The 15637-nt window shown below is 63.0% G+C and carries 11 protein-coding genes and 1 pseudogene; 10 read left to right on the top strand and 2 right to left on the bottom strand.

Translation table 11 applies throughout. The features are described 5' to 3' along the window. Positions 1-16 precede the first annotated feature (16 nt). From ACM6JM_RS29030 to ACM6JM_RS29005, 6 genes and pseudogenes are all read left to right on the top strand, one after another. Entirely contained in the window at positions 17-2206 is a 2190-nt protein-coding gene (locus ACM6JM_RS29030) for a DUF1631 domain-containing protein (RefSeq protein ID WP_039769182.1), read from the top strand. Between the two features lie 64 nt (positions 2207-2270). Beyond that, positions 2271-2831, top strand: a complete 561-nt coding sequence (ampD, locus tag ACM6JM_RS29025) for a 1,6-anhydro-N-acetylmuramyl-L-alanine amidase AmpD (protein WP_074691898.1) — start codon at positions 2271-2273, stop codon at positions 2829-2831. Further along, positions 2828-3661 (top strand): regulatory signaling modulator protein AmpE, encoded by an 834-nt coding sequence (ampE, locus tag ACM6JM_RS29020; RefSeq protein ID WP_414882892.1) that lies wholly within the window; start codon positions 2828-2830, stop codon positions 3659-3661. Before ampD ends, ampE begins: the two co-directional genes overlap by 4 nt. A 190-nt stretch (positions 3662-3851) precedes the next feature. After that, positions 3852-4991: pseudogene (locus tag ACM6JM_RS29015) on the top strand (HAMP domain-containing protein); the annotation flags it as partial. A 144-nt stretch (positions 4992-5135) separates the two neighbouring features. After that, the gene (locus tag ACM6JM_RS29010; protein WP_371855252.1) at positions 5136-5849 is read left to right on the top strand and encodes a methyl-accepting chemotaxis protein; all 714 of its coding nucleotides are present in this window, start codon (positions 5136-5138) and stop codon (positions 5847-5849) included. Between the two features lie 154 nt (positions 5850-6003). After that, complete coding sequence (locus ACM6JM_RS29005; RefSeq protein ID WP_074691892.1) at positions 6004-6393, top strand: hypothetical protein; 390 nt, start codon at positions 6004-6006, stop codon at positions 6391-6393. On the opposite strand, the gene ACM6JM_RS29000 is transcribed toward ACM6JM_RS29005, so the two are convergent. Continuing rightward, positions 6394-7170, bottom strand: a complete 777-nt coding sequence (locus ACM6JM_RS29000; protein ID WP_414882891.1) for a TatD family hydrolase — start codon at positions 7168-7170, stop codon at positions 6394-6396. Between the two features lie 3 nt (positions 7171-7173). Continuing rightward, the gene (cra, locus tag ACM6JM_RS28995; RefSeq protein WP_074691885.1) at positions 7174-8169 is read right to left on the bottom strand and encodes a catabolite repressor/activator; all 996 of its coding nucleotides are present in this window, start codon (positions 8167-8169) and stop codon (positions 7174-7176) included. Between the two features lie 306 nt (positions 8170-8475). Between cra and ptsP the strand changes: the two genes are divergently transcribed. Genes ptsP through ACM6JM_RS28975 form a run of 4 tightly spaced genes read left to right on the top strand, consistent with a single transcriptional unit; the run spans position 8476 to position 15624 of the window. Continuing rightward, positions 8476-11337 carry a phosphoenolpyruvate--protein phosphotransferase gene (gene ptsP, locus ACM6JM_RS28990; RefSeq protein ID WP_414882890.1) on the top strand — a complete coding sequence of 954 codons (2862 nt, stop codon included), beginning with the start codon at positions 8476-8478 and terminating at the stop codon, positions 11335-11337. Beyond that, positions 11337-12278 (top strand): 1-phosphofructokinase, encoded by a 942-nt coding sequence (pfkB, locus tag ACM6JM_RS28985; protein WP_414882889.1) that lies wholly within the window; start codon positions 11337-11339, stop codon positions 12276-12278. Before ptsP ends, pfkB begins: the two co-directional genes overlap by 1 nt. A gap of 11 nt (positions 12279-12289) precedes the next feature. Further along, the gene (locus tag ACM6JM_RS28980; protein WP_414882888.1) at positions 12290-14023 is read left to right on the top strand and encodes a PTS fructose-like transporter subunit IIB; all 1734 of its coding nucleotides are present in this window, start codon (positions 12290-12292) and stop codon (positions 14021-14023) included. 59 nt (positions 14024-14082) lie between these two features. After that, positions 14083-15624, top strand: a complete 1542-nt coding sequence (locus ACM6JM_RS28975) for an alkaline phosphatase D family protein (protein WP_414882887.1) — start codon at positions 14083-14085, stop codon at positions 15622-15624. Positions 15625-15637 lie beyond the last annotated feature (13 nt).

Raw genomic sequence — 15637 nt, 5'->3', positions numbered from 1 at the left:
GTTTCAGGAGGCTTGGATGCACAACGACGGGAATGTAGTGCCTTTGCACAAGGCCACTACCGATCAGGCGCCTCACTCGCCGCTCGCCCGCCTGCCTGTGATTCTGCTTCAGGTTCGCGACAAGGCTGCCCAACGCCTGCGCAACGGTTTGCAGGAGCTGTTCGATAACGCCGACGACACCCTGTTCGAAATGGCCGACCGGGCACGCAACGACGTCGAACAGAACATCTTTTTCGAAGCCATGCGCGACCTGCGCCTCAAGCGCAAGAACATCGAGCGTGGTTTTCTCGAGCAGTTTTTCGAAGCCTTTGTCGGCCTCACTCAATTCGATCCCGTTCCCGCCGTCCTCTCGCACGCCTTGCAATACGGGGACACGACAGCGCGCACCGATGACATGGAGCGCAGCGTCGCGGTCGAAACCATGGTCGGCCGCGTGCTCAATCGCGACGGCTTCGCCCTCGACCAACTGACCGCGCGGTTCAATGCGTTGTTGGGCAAGACGCTGGGCGATCATTACAACCCGCTGGGCCCGGCGATGCTTTGCGAGTACTTCCTGCAGGCCGGGCGCAATCTGGGGGTGGAGATCAAGGTCAAGCTGATCCTGCTCAAATTGTTCGAGCGCTATGTGCTGGCCGATACCGATCAACTCTACGCCGAAGCCAACCAACTGCTGATCGCCACGGGTGTGTTGCCCGAACTCAAGCCGGCACCGGCCCGTCGTGCCATCGATCAGGCCGTGGCCAGCGTGCAGAGCGAATTCGAGGGCGTCGACAAACCCCAGACCGATGCCGGCGTGCAGGAGGTCTTCGCCGCATTGCAGGAGTTGCTGCTGCACGTGCGCGGCACCGTCGCGCCGACCCTTGAACCCAGCGCTCCGGCGCAGCCGATTTCCACCCGCGACCTGCTGCGCCTGCTCTCGCACCTGCAGCAATACGTGCCGGCGCTGGCAGTGCAGGACGACTTCGATCTGCGCCATCAGCTTGAACAACTGCTGACGCGGGTCAGCGTACGCAGCGGCAAATCGCGAATTGTCGGCGGGGCTGACGAGGACGTGATCAATCTGGTGGCCATGGTCTTCGACTGCATCCTCGATGATCGCAACCTGCCGGATTCGCTCAAGGCGCTGATTGCCCGGTTGCAGATCCCGATGTTGAAGGTCGCGGTGATCGACAAAAGCTTCTTCAGCCGCAGCAGCCACCCGGCGCGGCGCCTGCTCAACGAAATCGCCGAGGCGGCGATGGGCTGGGGCGAGTGCGACGGTAATGCGCGCGACAGCCTGTACCTGCGCATCGAGCAAGTGGTGCAGCGCCTGCTGACGGATTTCGTCGATGACCCGGCGATTTTTTCCGAGTTGCTGGCGGACTTCCTCGCCTTCACCAGTGACGAGCGCCGTCGCAGCGAATTGCTTGAACAGCGTTTGCGCGATGCCGAAGAGGGCCGGGCGAAAACCGAACTGGCTCGCCAGCGGGTCGAGCAGGCGCTCAATCAGGCGTTGCTGGGCAAGGTCCTGCCACCGTCGGTGGTGACGTTCGTGCAGGACGCCTGGAGCAAGGTGTTGCTGCTGACCTGCCTCAAGCACGGCGATCAGTCCGCCGAATGGCAGGCCGACGTGCAGACCATGGAGCAATTGATCTGGAGCGTGCAGCGTCACGACGATGCCGAAGCCGGCCTGCGTCTGCTGGCGCTGGTGCCGGGGTTGCTCAAGTCATTGCGCGACGGCCTGAGCACTTCGGCCTTCGATCCGTTTGCCACCAGCGGCTTTTTCAGTGAGCTGGAAGCGCTGCATGTGCGGCTGCTCGAACCGTCCGGCGCACCGGATCAGTCCGTGCTGCCGGAAATGATCGAAGTGTCGCAGACGATTGTCCTGCAGATGGCCGACGACGGTCTCAAACCACGCACGCCAGCGCGTTTGCCAGCTGACGATGTCGGTCTGCGCCAGGTCGAACAGTTGCGTCTGGGCAGCTGGGTGGCGTTCGAGGAGGACGAAGAACACACTCTGCGCTGCAAACTGGCGGCGATCATCGAGGCGACCGGCAAGTACGTGTTCGTCGACCGCACCGGCATGAAAGTGCTGGAGCGCGACCGCACGGAACTGGCCCTGGCGTTTCGTCGCGGCGCGGTGCGGGCGCTGGACGACACCTTGCTGTTCGACCGGGCGCTCGAGTCGGTGCTCGGCAATCTGCGGCGGCTCAATCGCGGCAAGTGATCGCGCGCCGGGGGCCGATCACGGCATACTGGTCGCCAACACAGTCGGCGTTGAAGGAATCGGTATGCAGTTGGATCCCGCAAGCGGGTGGTGTCACGGGGTGCAGGTCTGCCCTTCGCCCAACTTCAATGAACGCCCGGCGGGCGAAGTCTCCCTGTTGGTCATCCACAACATCAGCCTGCCACCGGCGCAGTTCGCCACCGGCAAGGTCCAGGAATTTTTCCAGAATCGTCTGGATGTCACGGAACATCCCTACTTTGCGGGGATCGCCGACCTGCGCGTGTCTGCACATTTTCTGATCGAACGTGACGGCAAGGTCACCCAGTTTGTCTCCTGTCTTGAACGGGCCTGGCATGCCGGTGTTTCGATGTTCGAGGGACGGGAAACCTGTAACGATTTTTCCGTAGGCATCGAGCTGGAAGGCACCGATGATCTGCCGTTCACCGATGCGCAGTACCGGGCGCTGACCGCGCTGACCCGGCAGATACAGGCGGCGTTCCCGGCAATCACCGTCGAGCGCATCTGCGGGCACAGTGACATCGCCCCCGGACGCAAGACCGACCCCGGACCCGCATTCGACTGGGCACGCTACCGCGCCGCCCTGGCACAAGAGGAAGGACAATGAGTTTTCTGGTGTTACTGCTGGCGGTATGGATCGAGAAGTTCTCGGCTCTGCGCCAACGGGTGCAACGCGATGGCGGATGGATCCGCGAACTGCACAAGCTTGAAACCGGTGGGCTGGCGAAACAGCCGTGGCTGGTGCTGATTGTTCTGGTGCTGCTGCCGGTGGCATTGCTGGGCTTGTTGCTGCTGGTGCTGGAGCCGGTGGCCTATGGTCTGCTGGCATTGCCGGTGCATTTACTGGTGGTGATTTACAGCCTGGGGCGGGGTGACCTGCTCGGCGAACTCGGGCCGTTTCGCGACGCCTGGCGCCGCGAGGACCTGCAGGCCGCCGCCCATGTGGCCAAGCGTGATCTGAAAATCTGCGCCGAAAGCGGAGAACAATTGCTGGAGCAAGTGCAGCGGCATCTATTGTGGCAGGCCTACCAGAGCTTTTTTGCGGTGATTTTCTGGTACTTCCTGCTCGGTCCGGTGGCGGCACTGAGTTACCGCTTGCTGGCGCTGGCGGAGGAAAACGCCCAGAACCCGGCGGTGGCCGAACGGGCAGGGCAACTGCGTCATGCCTTCGACTGGGTGCCGGTGCGCCTGCTGGCGGCGAGCCTCGCCCTGGTCGGTAATTTCGTCGCGGTCAGTCGGGTGATGCTGCACGAGCTGCTGAACTGGAACATCAGCGCCGCGCAACTGATCAACAGGGTCGGGCTCGCGGCCGGGGAAATCCCGCCGGCCGCTGTCGGCCCCGAAGGCATCAACACCCTCGACTGCCTGTGGGAGTTGCTGCTGCGGGCGGCAGTGTTGTGGTATGCCGGATTTGCCCTGTGGACAGTGCTGGCGTAGGCCGTTCGAGTGATGAGGGGGGCAATCCCCCTCGTTAACCTTAAGTTACAAAACCTCCCTTCGATTTGAGCTATACAGAGATAGCGCCCGATAGTGGCTATCTGCTGTCGCCCCGCGCCTGCCAATAAAAACAAGAAAAAACCAAGGGAGACTTCCAGTGAAGAGCTTGCTCTATCCCGCCGTCTCGCTGATGAACCGCTTGAGCTTCGGCATGAAGTTCAGCCTGATCAGCGTGCTGTTCCTGGTGCCGATGCTGGTGACCAATTTCTATCTGGTGCGCGATTCCTACCGCGAATTCCAGGGCACCCGGGTCGAGCTGCAGAGCCTCGACCTGCTGGGCAGCAGCCTGACCCTGCGCCGGGATCTGGAAACCCTCAACAATCTGGTGCAGATCAATGTCACCCTCGGCCAGTCCGGAAAGGCCGGCAATGTCGAGGCGCAGATCACCAGTCTTGAGCAAAACGTTCTGGCGCGCCTGCAAGGGCTGACGCCCATGACCGAGGATCCGGAGCAGATCAAGTTCTTCGAGGCCAAGCGCGATGAAATGATCGCCGCTTTCAAGGCTCAGCAGGCGGAAAACTCCCTGCAAAGCAAAAGTGCGCTGATCGGCAAGCTGCTGGGCAATGCGCAGGTTTTCAGCCAGATCGTCGCCAGTCAGGCCGGATTGAGTCGCGACAACCAGAGCGACATACGCCAGCTCAGCGAGCTGATCACCGCGATCACGCCGGCCGTCACCCAGGCGTTGGGCGAAGGTCGGGCGATGGGCTCGTATTCATTGGGCCAGGGCTTTCTCAATAGTTCGTCGAGCACCCGCTTCGACGAGTTGCTGGTGCAGATCGAAAAGCTTCAGGCCGAATATGGCCTGAAATTGCAGGATGCGCTGGGGTCGAGCAAAGCCGCCCGTGACTCCCTGAGCGCCCCGGCCGATGCCAGCAAGGCGTCGCTGAAACAGGCCGGCACACTGATCGAAGAGCAAGTGGTGATGGCCGAAACCCTCGACGCCCCATGGCAGGGTTTTTATGACCAGCTCACCGGGCTGATGGACCAGACCTATCAGCTCAACGACGCCACCCTGAAATTCCTCGACACCCAATTGCAACAGCGCCTGGGGCAAAACCGTACGCACATGGTGCTGCAAGCCGTGGCGTTGTCGCTGGTGTTCGTGCTGATTTTCTATCTCTACGGTGGCTTCTATGCCTCGACCCGCGCCACCCTGAAAAACCTCGGCGCCATGATGGATAAAGTCGCGGCGGGCGACATGACGGTGAATTTCCACGCCAACAGCCGCGATGAACTCGGCGAGTTGGGCGAAGTGTTCAACGGTACGGTGAGGAAAATCCATGACCTGATCGAACGGGTCGGCCACACCGTTGGCGAGGTCGAGCGACAGGCGGGGCAGGTGGAAAACGTCTCGGCGCAAAGCAATCAGGCAGTCGCCGGGCAACGCACACAGATCGAACAAGTGGCGACGGCGATGAACCAGATGTCGGCAACGTCGCTGGAGGTGGCACGCAGTGCGGCGGCAGCGGTCAGCAGCGCCCACAGCGTGAACGATGAAACCATCAATGGGCGCGGACTGGTGGAATCGCAGCAGGGCAGCATCGCGGCACTTGCGAGCGAGATCGATCAATCGGTGCTGGTGATCAACCAGTTGGCCAGCGACAGTCAGTCGATCAGTCGCGTTCTGGAAGTGATCAAGAGCATCGCCGAACAGACCAATCTGCTGGCGCTCAACGCCGCGATCGAGGCTGCGCGGGCCGGTGAGCAGGGGCGCGGTTTTGCCGTGGTCGCTGACGAAGTCCGCACGCTAGCCAAACGCACTCAGCAATCGACCGAAGAAATCGAGCAGATGATCGCCAAGCTCCATGGCGGCGTCGGCGCGGCAGTGAAGGCCATGGGCGTCAGCCATCAGATGGCCAACGGCACGGTGGGGCAGTCGGAGAAAGTCCAGCAGGCGCTGGAAAACATCCTCGGCGCTGTCGGCATGATCGTCGACCAGAACCAGCAGATCGCCGCCGCCGTCGAGCAGCAGACCGCCGTGGCCCACGACATCGACCAGAACATCGTCGAGATCAACCGTGCCGGCGAACGCACTGCAGAAGGTGCACACCAGACCGAAGATGCCAGCCGTGCGTTGTCGGCGCAGGTGGTCGAGTTGAAGCAGTTGATCAGCGCGTTCCGGGTTTGAAGCGACCTGCCTCCTCTGAGGCAGGCTTTTTCGGAATGGCTTGTAGTACTTTTTTGCCTACATCTGTAAGCCCAATCCTGTTTTCCTCCAGGCGCTGGTTTTTCGGCTTCAATGAACCAAGATCAATTCATTGACTACTTGGAGGAGATCGCACATGTCCGTCGCAACCCTGGGCGTCCAGGGCCGCTGCGCCCACTGCCAGACCACGCTGGTGCTCAAGCCCTGGCAACTGAATGCCATTTCGATCCACGAAGCGTTCACCTGCGCGAATTGCCAGAAAAGCCTGGAATTGCGTTGCCCCAAGCAGATCAAACGTTTCCGTTCGCTCGATTCACTTGGCCTGCTGCGCGCCAGTGCGCTGGTGACGGTGTGCACCGCGCTGCTGGTGGCCCTGGTGATGGAATGGGTGGGTCTGCTCAGCGTCACCGAGCAGCTGAACGGATCGCTGATCGCGATTTTCGTGTACTTCGCGGTGATTCGTTATGCCCGGCAGCGCCAGCACCTGACGCTGATTCTCGACGCGGCCAAGGCTCACGCCGACTGACTACCAGCCGAACACGTCGCAGCTGTTGGCGGTACTGGCGGCGGCGAGTTGTTGGGCGCTGATGTTCATCAAAGTGGCCAGTGAGTCGCAGATCGCCGGCAGATGCGCCGGCGTATTGCGCACGCCGGGAAACATGGCGGGCGCCATGTCCGGTGAGTCGGTTTCCAGCACCACCGAATCCAGCGGCAAGTCGGCCAGCACCCGGTGCATGCGCAACGCCTGCGGCCAGGTTGGCGCACCGCCAAGACCCAGTTTGAAACCGAGCTTGATGTATTCCCGCGCTTCTTCACGGCTGCCGGCGAACGCATGGATGATCCCGGCACGCTTGAGCTTGAAGCGCTTGAGCGTGGCAATCACCGCCGCATGGCTGCGTCGTACATGGATCAATGCCGGCAGTTCAAAATCTGCCGCCAGTTGCAGTTGTGCCTCGAACAGCGCTTGCTGGCGCTCGCGGTCGAGGGTTTCGATGAAGTAATCCAGGCCGATTTCGCCGACCGCGCACAGCTGCCTATGACCCTTTAGCCGTGTCAGCCAGTCGCCCAGTGCCAGCAAGTCTTGCGGCCGATGCTGATCGAGATACACCGGGTGCAAACCGAGGGCCGCGTACAGATCGGCATCGCTTTGCACCAGATCCCACACCCGTTGCCAGTTACCCTCGTAGACCCCGAGCACCACCATTCGCCGCACCCCGAGGGCGCGGCTTTCGCTCAGCAGCACCGCGCGGTCGGCGTCAAAGTCAGGGAAGTCCAGATGGGTGTGGCTGTCGATCAGCTCCACGGCTCAGTCCCGGTGAATACGCTGCTTGAAGGTACGGGCGATGGCCTGCACGCCGGGCTGGTAGTCCGATTGTTCGACCGCCGCCAGCGCCAGTTCAAGCGCCTTGTCGGCGATCAACTGGTGCTGCTGGGCCATGGCGTTGACCGGCAGCGGCAGGAAGTCGAGCAGTTGGGTGTCGCCGAATGTGCCGAGGCGCAGCGGGCGGTTTTTAAGCGGGAAGTCATGCAGCGCGTCGAACACACCCTGCAGCAGCACGTAGGACGTGGTCACCAGCGCATCCGGCAAATGCCCGAGGCGTTGCAGGAGTTCTTCCATCAACTGCTTGCCGCACTCGCGGCTGAAGGATTCGGCGTGTTCGATCAGCACTTCGCCCTTGAATCCGGCGAGGGCTTGCTTGAATCCGGCCGCACGTTCCTGGCTGATGCTCAGTTCCGGGCGGGCGCCCAGCAGCACGATCTGCTTCGGCTGCGGGTCGAGCAGGCTTTCGGTCAGGTGCAGGCTGGCTTCGCGGTCGTCGCTGACCACCGAGCAGAAATGCTCGGCATCCATCACCCGGTCGATGGCAATGATCGGCAAGCCCTTGGCCTGTAACTGACGATAACTGTCGTCACCGGCAGGCAGGCAACTGGCGACGATCAATGCATCGCAGCGCCGGGCGCGGAACAGTTGCAGCAGTTGTCGCTCGCTGTCCGGCGCGTCGTCGGAGCTGGCGATCAGCAGCTGATAACCCCGCGCCCGGGCGCCTTGCTCCAGCAGTTTGGCGATCCGCGCGTAACTGGGGTTTTCCAGATCCGGCAGGATAAAACCCAGGGTTCGGGTGTGCCGACTGCGCAGCCCGGCCGCCTGTGGATTGGGGGTAAAGCCGTGCAGATCGACCACCGCTCGCACCCGCTCGACGGTGGCGGTGCTGATGCGCTGCTGTTCGGCCTTGCCGTTGATGACGTAGCTGGCGGTGGTCACGGACACTCCGGCCAACCGCGCGATATCACTGAGTTTCAACCCGGGATTTCCTTGTTTTTTCGAGCTTGCCGCGACATTTTCGCCAATCCTACCCGATTCAGGCAGGCGACCATTGTCTCAGCGCATCCGACAAGTTGGACTTCAAGGATGGGACATTATCGAGTAACGTGCCGATCAATCTAGATTAAACGTTTCAGCAAGCGTATTTTCTACGTTTTAGACGCCTTTGGCCGGTTCTGCCGTGAAACCGCCAAAACTGCCTCCTGAAAAGGATGGCCCATAGCGCCTAAGCTGCAACCATTCAAAACAATACCTGGCGCGCCACCGCGCCAAAAAGGAGATCGCATGCTCGAGCTCACTGTAGAGCAGATATCCATGGGCCAGTCGGCTGTGGATAAACCCGCCGCTTTGCAATTGCTGGCCAGTCATCTGGTCGCCGATGGTCTGGTCGCCGACGGATACCTCGCTGGCCTGCAGGCCCGGGAGGCTCAGGGCTCGACCTTCCTCGGCCAAGGCATTGCGATCCCCCACGGCACGCCCGAAACCCGCGATCAGGTGTTCGCCACCGGCGTGCGCCTGATGCAGTTCCCCGATGGCGTGGACTGGGGCGACGGCCAGATCGTTTATCTGGCCATCGGCATCGCCGCCAAATCCGACGAACACCTGCGCCTGCTGCAACTGCTGACCCGCGCTCTCGGCGAGACCGATCTGGGCCAGGCCCTGCGCCGCGCCAGTTCGCCGGAAGCACTGCTGAAACTGCTGCAAGGTGCGCCGCAAGAGCTGGCGCTGGATGCGCAGATGATCGGCCTCGGGGTCTCCGCCGACGATTTCGAAGAACTGGTCTGGCGTGGTGCGCGTCTGCTGCGCCAGGCCGATTGCGTGAGCAACGGTTTCGCCGGCGTGCTGCAGCAAGTCGAAGCGCTGCCGCTGGGCGATGGCCTGTGGTGGCTGCACAGCGAGCAGACCGTGAAGCGTCCGGGGCTGGCGTTCGTCACCCCGGACAAACCGATGCGTTACCTCGGCCAGCCGCTCAGCGGTCTGTTCTGTCTGGCCAGCCTCGGTGAAGCGCATCAGGCGTTGCTCGAGCGTTTGTGCGCGTTGCTGATCGAAGGTCGCGGCCATGAACTGGGCCGCGCCACCAGCAGCCGCAAGGTTCTCGAAGTGCTTGGCGGTGAGTTGCCGGCCGACTGGCCGAGCGCACGTATCGCACTGGCCAACGCCCATGGTCTGCACGCGCGGCCAGCGAAAATCCTCGCGCAACTGGCGAAAAGTTTTGACGGCGAAATCCGTGTGCGCATTGTCGACGGTCAGGACAGCGCCGTATCGGTGAAAAGCCTGAGCAAACTGCTGAGCCTCGGCGCCCGTCGCGGCCAGGTGCTGGAAATCATCGCCGAGCCGAGCATTGCCGCCGATGCCTTGCCGGCCTTGCTCGCCGCTATCGAAGAAGGCCTCGGCGAAGAAGTCGAACCGTTGCCCGCAGTCAGTCAACAGCGCGAAGTGATTACGGACATTGCAGAAGTGCTGACCGCCCCGGCCTCCGGCAGTCTGCTGCAAGCGATCCCTGCCGCCCCCGGCATCGCCATCGGCCCGGCGCACATTCAGGTCCAGCAAGCCATCGATTACCCGTTGCGCGGCGAGTCTGCCGCCATCGAGCGCGAACGTCTCAAGCAAGCGCTGGCCGACGTGCGTCAGGACATTCAGGGCCTGATCGAGCGCAGCAAGGCCAAGGCGATCCGCGAGATTTTCATCACCCACCAGGAAATGCTCGACGACCCGGAACTCACCGACGAAGTCGACACCCGCCTCAAGCAGGGCGAAAGCGCCGAAGCGGCGTGGATGGCCGTGATCGAGGCCGCCGCAAAACAACAGGAAGCGTTGCAGGACGCGTTGCTCGCCGAACGCGCCGCCGACCTGCGCGACATCGGTCGCCGGGTGCTGGCGCAACTGTGTGGTGTGCAGACGCCCGCCGAGCCCGAGCAACCGTACATTCTGGTGATGGGTGAGGTCGGCCCGTCCGACGTTGCGCGGCTGGATCCGGCGCGGGTCGCGGGGATTCTTACCGCCCGTGGCGGCGCCACCGCTCACAGCGCCATCGTGGCTCGCGCGCTGGGGATTCCGGCGCTGGTCGGTGCGGGCGCTGCGGTGTTGCTGCTGAAGCCGGGCACGCCGTTGCTGCTCGATGGTCAGCGCGGTCGCCTGCATGTGGACGCGGATGCCGCGACCCTGCAACGTGCCAGCGAAGAACGCGACACCCGCGAACAACGCTTGAAAGCCGCCGCCGAACAACGCCATCAACCGGCGCACACCACCGACGGCCACGCCGTGGAAGTGTTCGCCAACATCGGTGAAAGCGCCGGTGTGATCAGCGCGGTGGAGCAGGGCGCCGAAGGCATCGGCCTGCTGCGCACCGAACTGATTTTCATGGCTCATCCACAGGCGCCGGACGAGGCGACTCAGGAAGCCGAATACCGCCGCGTCCTCGACGGCCTCGCCGGTCGGCCGCTGGTGGTGCGCACCCTCGATGTCGGCGGCGACAAACCGCTGCCGTATTGGCCGATCGCCAAGGAAGAAAACCCGTTCCTCGGCGTACGCGGGATTCGCCTGACCTTGCAGCGTCCGCAGATCATGGAAGCGCAGTTGCGCGCCTTGCTGCGTTCGGCGGACAACCGTCCGTTGCGGATCATGTTCCCGATGGTCGGCAGTGTCGAAGAGTGGCGTCAAGCTCGTGACATGACCGAACGCCTGCGCCTGGAAATCCCGGTTGCCGACCTGCAACTGGGGATCATGATCGAAGTGCCGTCCGCCGCGTTGCTGGCGCCGGTCCTGGCCAAGGAAGTGGATTTCTTCAGCGTCGGCACCAACGACCTGACGCAGTACACGCTGGCGATCGACCGTGGTCATCCGACCCTGTCCGCCCAGGCTGACGGCCTGCACCCGGCGGTGCTGCAACTGATCGACATCACCGTGCGCGCGGCCCATGCCCATGGCAAATGGGTCGGCGTGTGCGGCGAACTGGCGGCGGATCCGCTGGCGGTACCGGTGCTGGTCGGCCTCGGTGTCGATGAACTGAGCGTCTCAGGGCGCAGCATCGCCGAGGTCAAGGCACGCATCCGTGAACTCAGCCTGACGCAAACACAAGCCCTTGCTCAACAAGCCCTGGCCGTGGGCAGCGCCAACGAAGTGCGCGCATTAGTGGAGGCCCTGTAATGGCCAAGATTCTCACCCTGACCCTCAACCCGGCGCTGGACCTCACGGTGCAGTTGCGACGCCTTGAGGCCGGTCAGGTCAACCGCAGCGACGAGATGCACACCCACGCCGCCGGCAAGGGCGTCAACGTTGCGCAAGTGCTGGCCGACCTCGGTCATCAACTGACGGTCAGCGGCTTTCTCGGCGAAGACAATCTGCAAGCGTTCGAAACCCTGTTCGCCAAGCGCGGTTTCACCGATGCGTTTATCCGGGTGCCCGGCGAGACCCGCAGCAACATCAAGGTCGCGGAACAGGATGGCCGCATTACCGACATCAACGGCCCGGGGCCGGTGGTCGGCGTGGTGGCGCAACAGGCGTTGCTGGATCGACTGGTGCAGATCGCGCCGGGGCATGACGCGGTTGTAGTTGCGGGCAGCTTGCCGCGCGGAGTCACTGCACAGTGGTTGCGCGAACTGGTCGAACGCTTGAAAACGTTGGGCCTGAAAGTCGCCCTGGACACCAGCGGCGACGCCTTGCGCGCGGCGCTCAAGGCCGGCCCGTGGCTGATCAAGCCGAACACCGAAGAGCTGGCCGATGCGCTGGGCTGTGAAGTGGTGTCCCACGCGTCTCAGGCCGAAGCGGCCAATCGGCTGCACGCCCAAGGCATCGAGCATGTGGTGATTTCCCATGGCGCCGAGGGTGTGAACTGGTACAGCGTCGGCTCGGCGCTGCATGCGACGCCGCCGAAGGTCAGCGTCGCCAGCACGGTCGGTGCCGGCGATTCGTTGCTGGCCGGCATGCTCCACGGCCTGCTCAGCGCCGACACGCCCGAACAAACCCTGCGCACGGCCACCGCAATTGCGGCGCAGGCGGTGACCCAGATCGGATTCGGTATTCACGATGCTGCGCAACTGACGCAGCTCGAACAGGGCGTGCGCGTGCGCCCCCTGACAGAACAATAAGAGGGTTTGTCATGAAGTTAGCCATTGTCACGGCCTGCCCGAACGGCATGGTCACCAGTGTGCTGTGCGCCCGGCTGCTGGATGCCGCGGCCCAGCGTCAGGGCTGGAGCACCAGCGTCGAAGTGGTGGATGCCGCGCACCCGGAACGCGAGTTGTCGGCAGCCACCATCGAGGCCGCCGAGTGGGTGTTGCTGGTGACCACGGGACCGGTGGACATGACCCGGTTCATCGGCAAGAAAGTCTTTCGGATTGCGCCGGCGCAAGCCCTGCAGGATGTTGAAGACGTGCTGCGGCGTGGCGCCGTCGAGGCGCAGGTTTACGTCGCTGACGAAACGCCGCCCGTGGTTGCCAGCGCGCAAGCGCCGCGTCTGGTCGCGGTCACTGCATGCCCGACCGGCGTCGCCCACACCTTCATGGCCGCCGAAGCCTTGCAGCAAGCCGCCAAGCGTCTGGGCTACGACCTGCAAGTCGAAACCCAGGGCTCGGTCGGCGCGCGAAATCCGCTGAGCGCAACCGCGATTGCCGAGGCTGACGTAGTGCTGCTGGCGGCTGACATTGAAGTCGCCACCGAGCGTTTCGCCGGCAAGAAAATCTATCGCTGCGGCACCGGGATTGCGTTGAAGCAATCCGAAGCCACGCTGAAAAAAGCCCTGACTGAAGGTGTCGTTGAAAGCGCTGCCAGCGACGGCAAGGCCCCGGCCAAACAGGAGAAAAGCGGCGTCTACAAACACCTGCTGACTGGCGTTTCTTTCATGCTGCCGATGGTGGTGGCGGGCGGGCTGATGATCGCCTTGTCGTTCGTGTTCGGCATCACCGCGTTCAAGGAAGAAGGCACGCTGGCGGCGGCGCTGATGCAGATCGGTGGCGAGACCGCGTTCAAATTGATGGTGCCGCTGCTGGCCGGTTACATCGCCTGGTCGATTGCCGACCGTCCCGGACTCGCACCGGGGATGATCGGCGGTTTGCTGGCGAGCACCCTGGGCGCCGGATTCATCGGTGGGATCGTTGCCGGGTTTATCGCAGGCTATGCCGCCAAAGCAATCAGTCGCTATGTGGCGCTGCCGCAAAGTCTCGAAGCGCTGAAACCGATTCTGATCATCCCGCTGTTCGCCAGTCTGTTCACCGGGCTGGTGATGATTTACGTGGTCGGCAAACCGGTGGCCGGGATGCTCGCGGCGCTCACACATTTTCTCGACAGCATGGGCACCACCAACGCGATCCTGCTCGGTGTGCTGCTGGGCGGCATGATGTGCGTCGACCTCGGCGGGCCGATCAACAAGGCTGCCTATGCGTTCTCGGTGGGGCTGCTCGCCTCGCAGAGTTATGCACCGATGGCCGCGACCATGGCCGCCGGCATGGTGCCGCCGATCGGTCTGGGTATCGCCACCTTCATCGCCCGACGCAAGTTTGCCCAGACCGAACGCGAGGCCGGTAAAGCGGCGCTGGTGCTCGGGTTGTGCTTCATCTCCGAAGGGGCGATTCCGTTTGCCGCGAAAGACCCGTTGCGGGTGATTCCGGCGAGCATTGCCGGCGGTGCGCTGACCGGTGCGCTGTCGATGTACTTCGGCTGCAAACTGATGGCGCCCCACGGTGGCCTGTTCGTGCTGGCGATCCCGAATGCGATCAACCATGCGCTGCTGTATCTGCTGGCGATTGTCGCGGGCAGTCTGCTGACGGCGGTGGTGTATGCGCTGGTCAAACGCCCGGAGGCCGTGGAACTGGCGCTGGAGCCCGCGAAGGCGTGAGGTGTCACACCCCTTTCATCTAGCAGTGCTTAAGTTTCCCTTTTTTCAGGGAGAACACCATGAGCGATTTCAATCCCGGTCGCCGGCGCGTGATGCAAGCCGTCGGCGCCGGACTGCTGATGCCGGGGCTGGCGCCGGCCGTCATCGCCTCGGTCAAGGATCGACCGCAACTCACTGACGGCGTGCAATCTGGCGACTTGCAGGGCGACCGGGCGATGATCTGGAGCCGCGCCGACCGCCCGGCGCAGATGGTGGTGGAGTGGGACACTCGCAGTCAGTTCCGCCATCCGCGCCGCGTGGTCTCGGCGCTGGCCGATGCCCGCAGCGATTTCACCGCCCGCGTCGAACTCACCGGGTTGCCCGCTGATCAGGCGATTTTCTACCGCGTGTATTTCAAGGACGCCCGCACTGGCGTCGCCAGCGAGCCGTGGCTCGGCCACTTGCGCAGTGCACCGACTGCGCGGCGCAATCTCCGTTTTGTCTGGAGCGGCGACACCGTCGGCCAGGGCTTCGGCATCAACCCCGATATCGGCGGCATGCGCATCTATGAAGCCATGCGCATGCGCCTGCCGGACTTCTTTATCCACAGCGGCGACACCATCTACGCCGACGGCCCGGTGCCGGCGCAACTGACCACGGAAGGTGGCCGGATCTGGCGCAACCTCACCACCGAAGCCAAGAGCAAGGTCGCGCAAACCCTCGACGATTATCGCGGCAATTACCGCTACAACCTGATGGACGAAAACGTCCGTCGTTTCAACGCCGAAGTGCCGCAGATCTGGCAGTGGGACGACCATGAAGTGGTCAACAACTGGTCGCCGGGCAAGCAGCTCGACGAGCGTTATCAGGAAAAAAATATCCACACCCTGGTCGGCCGTGCGCGTCAGGCCTGGCTCGAATATTCGCCGATGCGCCGTCAGGCAGCGGACGGTGGCGGGCGGATCTATCGCAAGCTGAGTTACGGGCCGATGCTCGATGTGTTCGTGCTCGACATGCGCAGTTATCGCGGGGCCAACGACGACAATCTCGGGGCGGAAAAACCGTTCCTCGGGCGCGAGCAACTGAACTGGCTCAAGCGCGGATTGACGGCCTCGAAAGCCCAGTGGAAAGTGATTGCCGCCGATATGCCGATCGGTCTCGGCGTGCCCGACGGTGAAGTCAGTCCCGGTGTTGCACGCTGGGAAGCGGTGGCCAACGGCGACCCCGGTCCGGCCCAGGGGCGCGAGCTGGAAGTGGCCGAATTGCTCGGGTTCCTGCGGGCACATCAGGTGCGCAATTTCGTGTTCCTGACGGCAGACGTGCATTACTGCGCGGCGCATCATTACCACCCGGATCGCGCGGCGTTCCAGGATTTCGAACCGTTCTGGGAGTTTGTCGCAGGGCCGTTGAACGCCGGCAGTTTCGGCCCCAATCCGCTGGACAAGACCTTCGGCCCGCAAGTGGTGTTTCAGAAAGCGCCACCGACGCAAAACGCTTCACCGTTTGCCGGTTTTCAGTTTTTCGGCGAAGTGAACATTGAGGGGCAGAGCGGGGAGATGAGCGTGGTGTTGCGGGATCTGGAGGGGGTTGCGGTGTTTGAGCAGAAGCTGCAGCCGGTCTGAATGCAGCGCTGAA

The sequence above is a fragment of the Pseudomonas sp. IT-P2 genome, from assembly GCF_949767575.1.
Taxonomy (GTDB): Bacteria; Pseudomonadota; Gammaproteobacteria; order Pseudomonadales; family Pseudomonadaceae; genus Aquipseudomonas; species Aquipseudomonas pharyngis.
The sequence above is the reverse complement of the archived record's forward strand: the minus strand, read 5'-3'. Positions and strand labels throughout refer to the sequence as shown.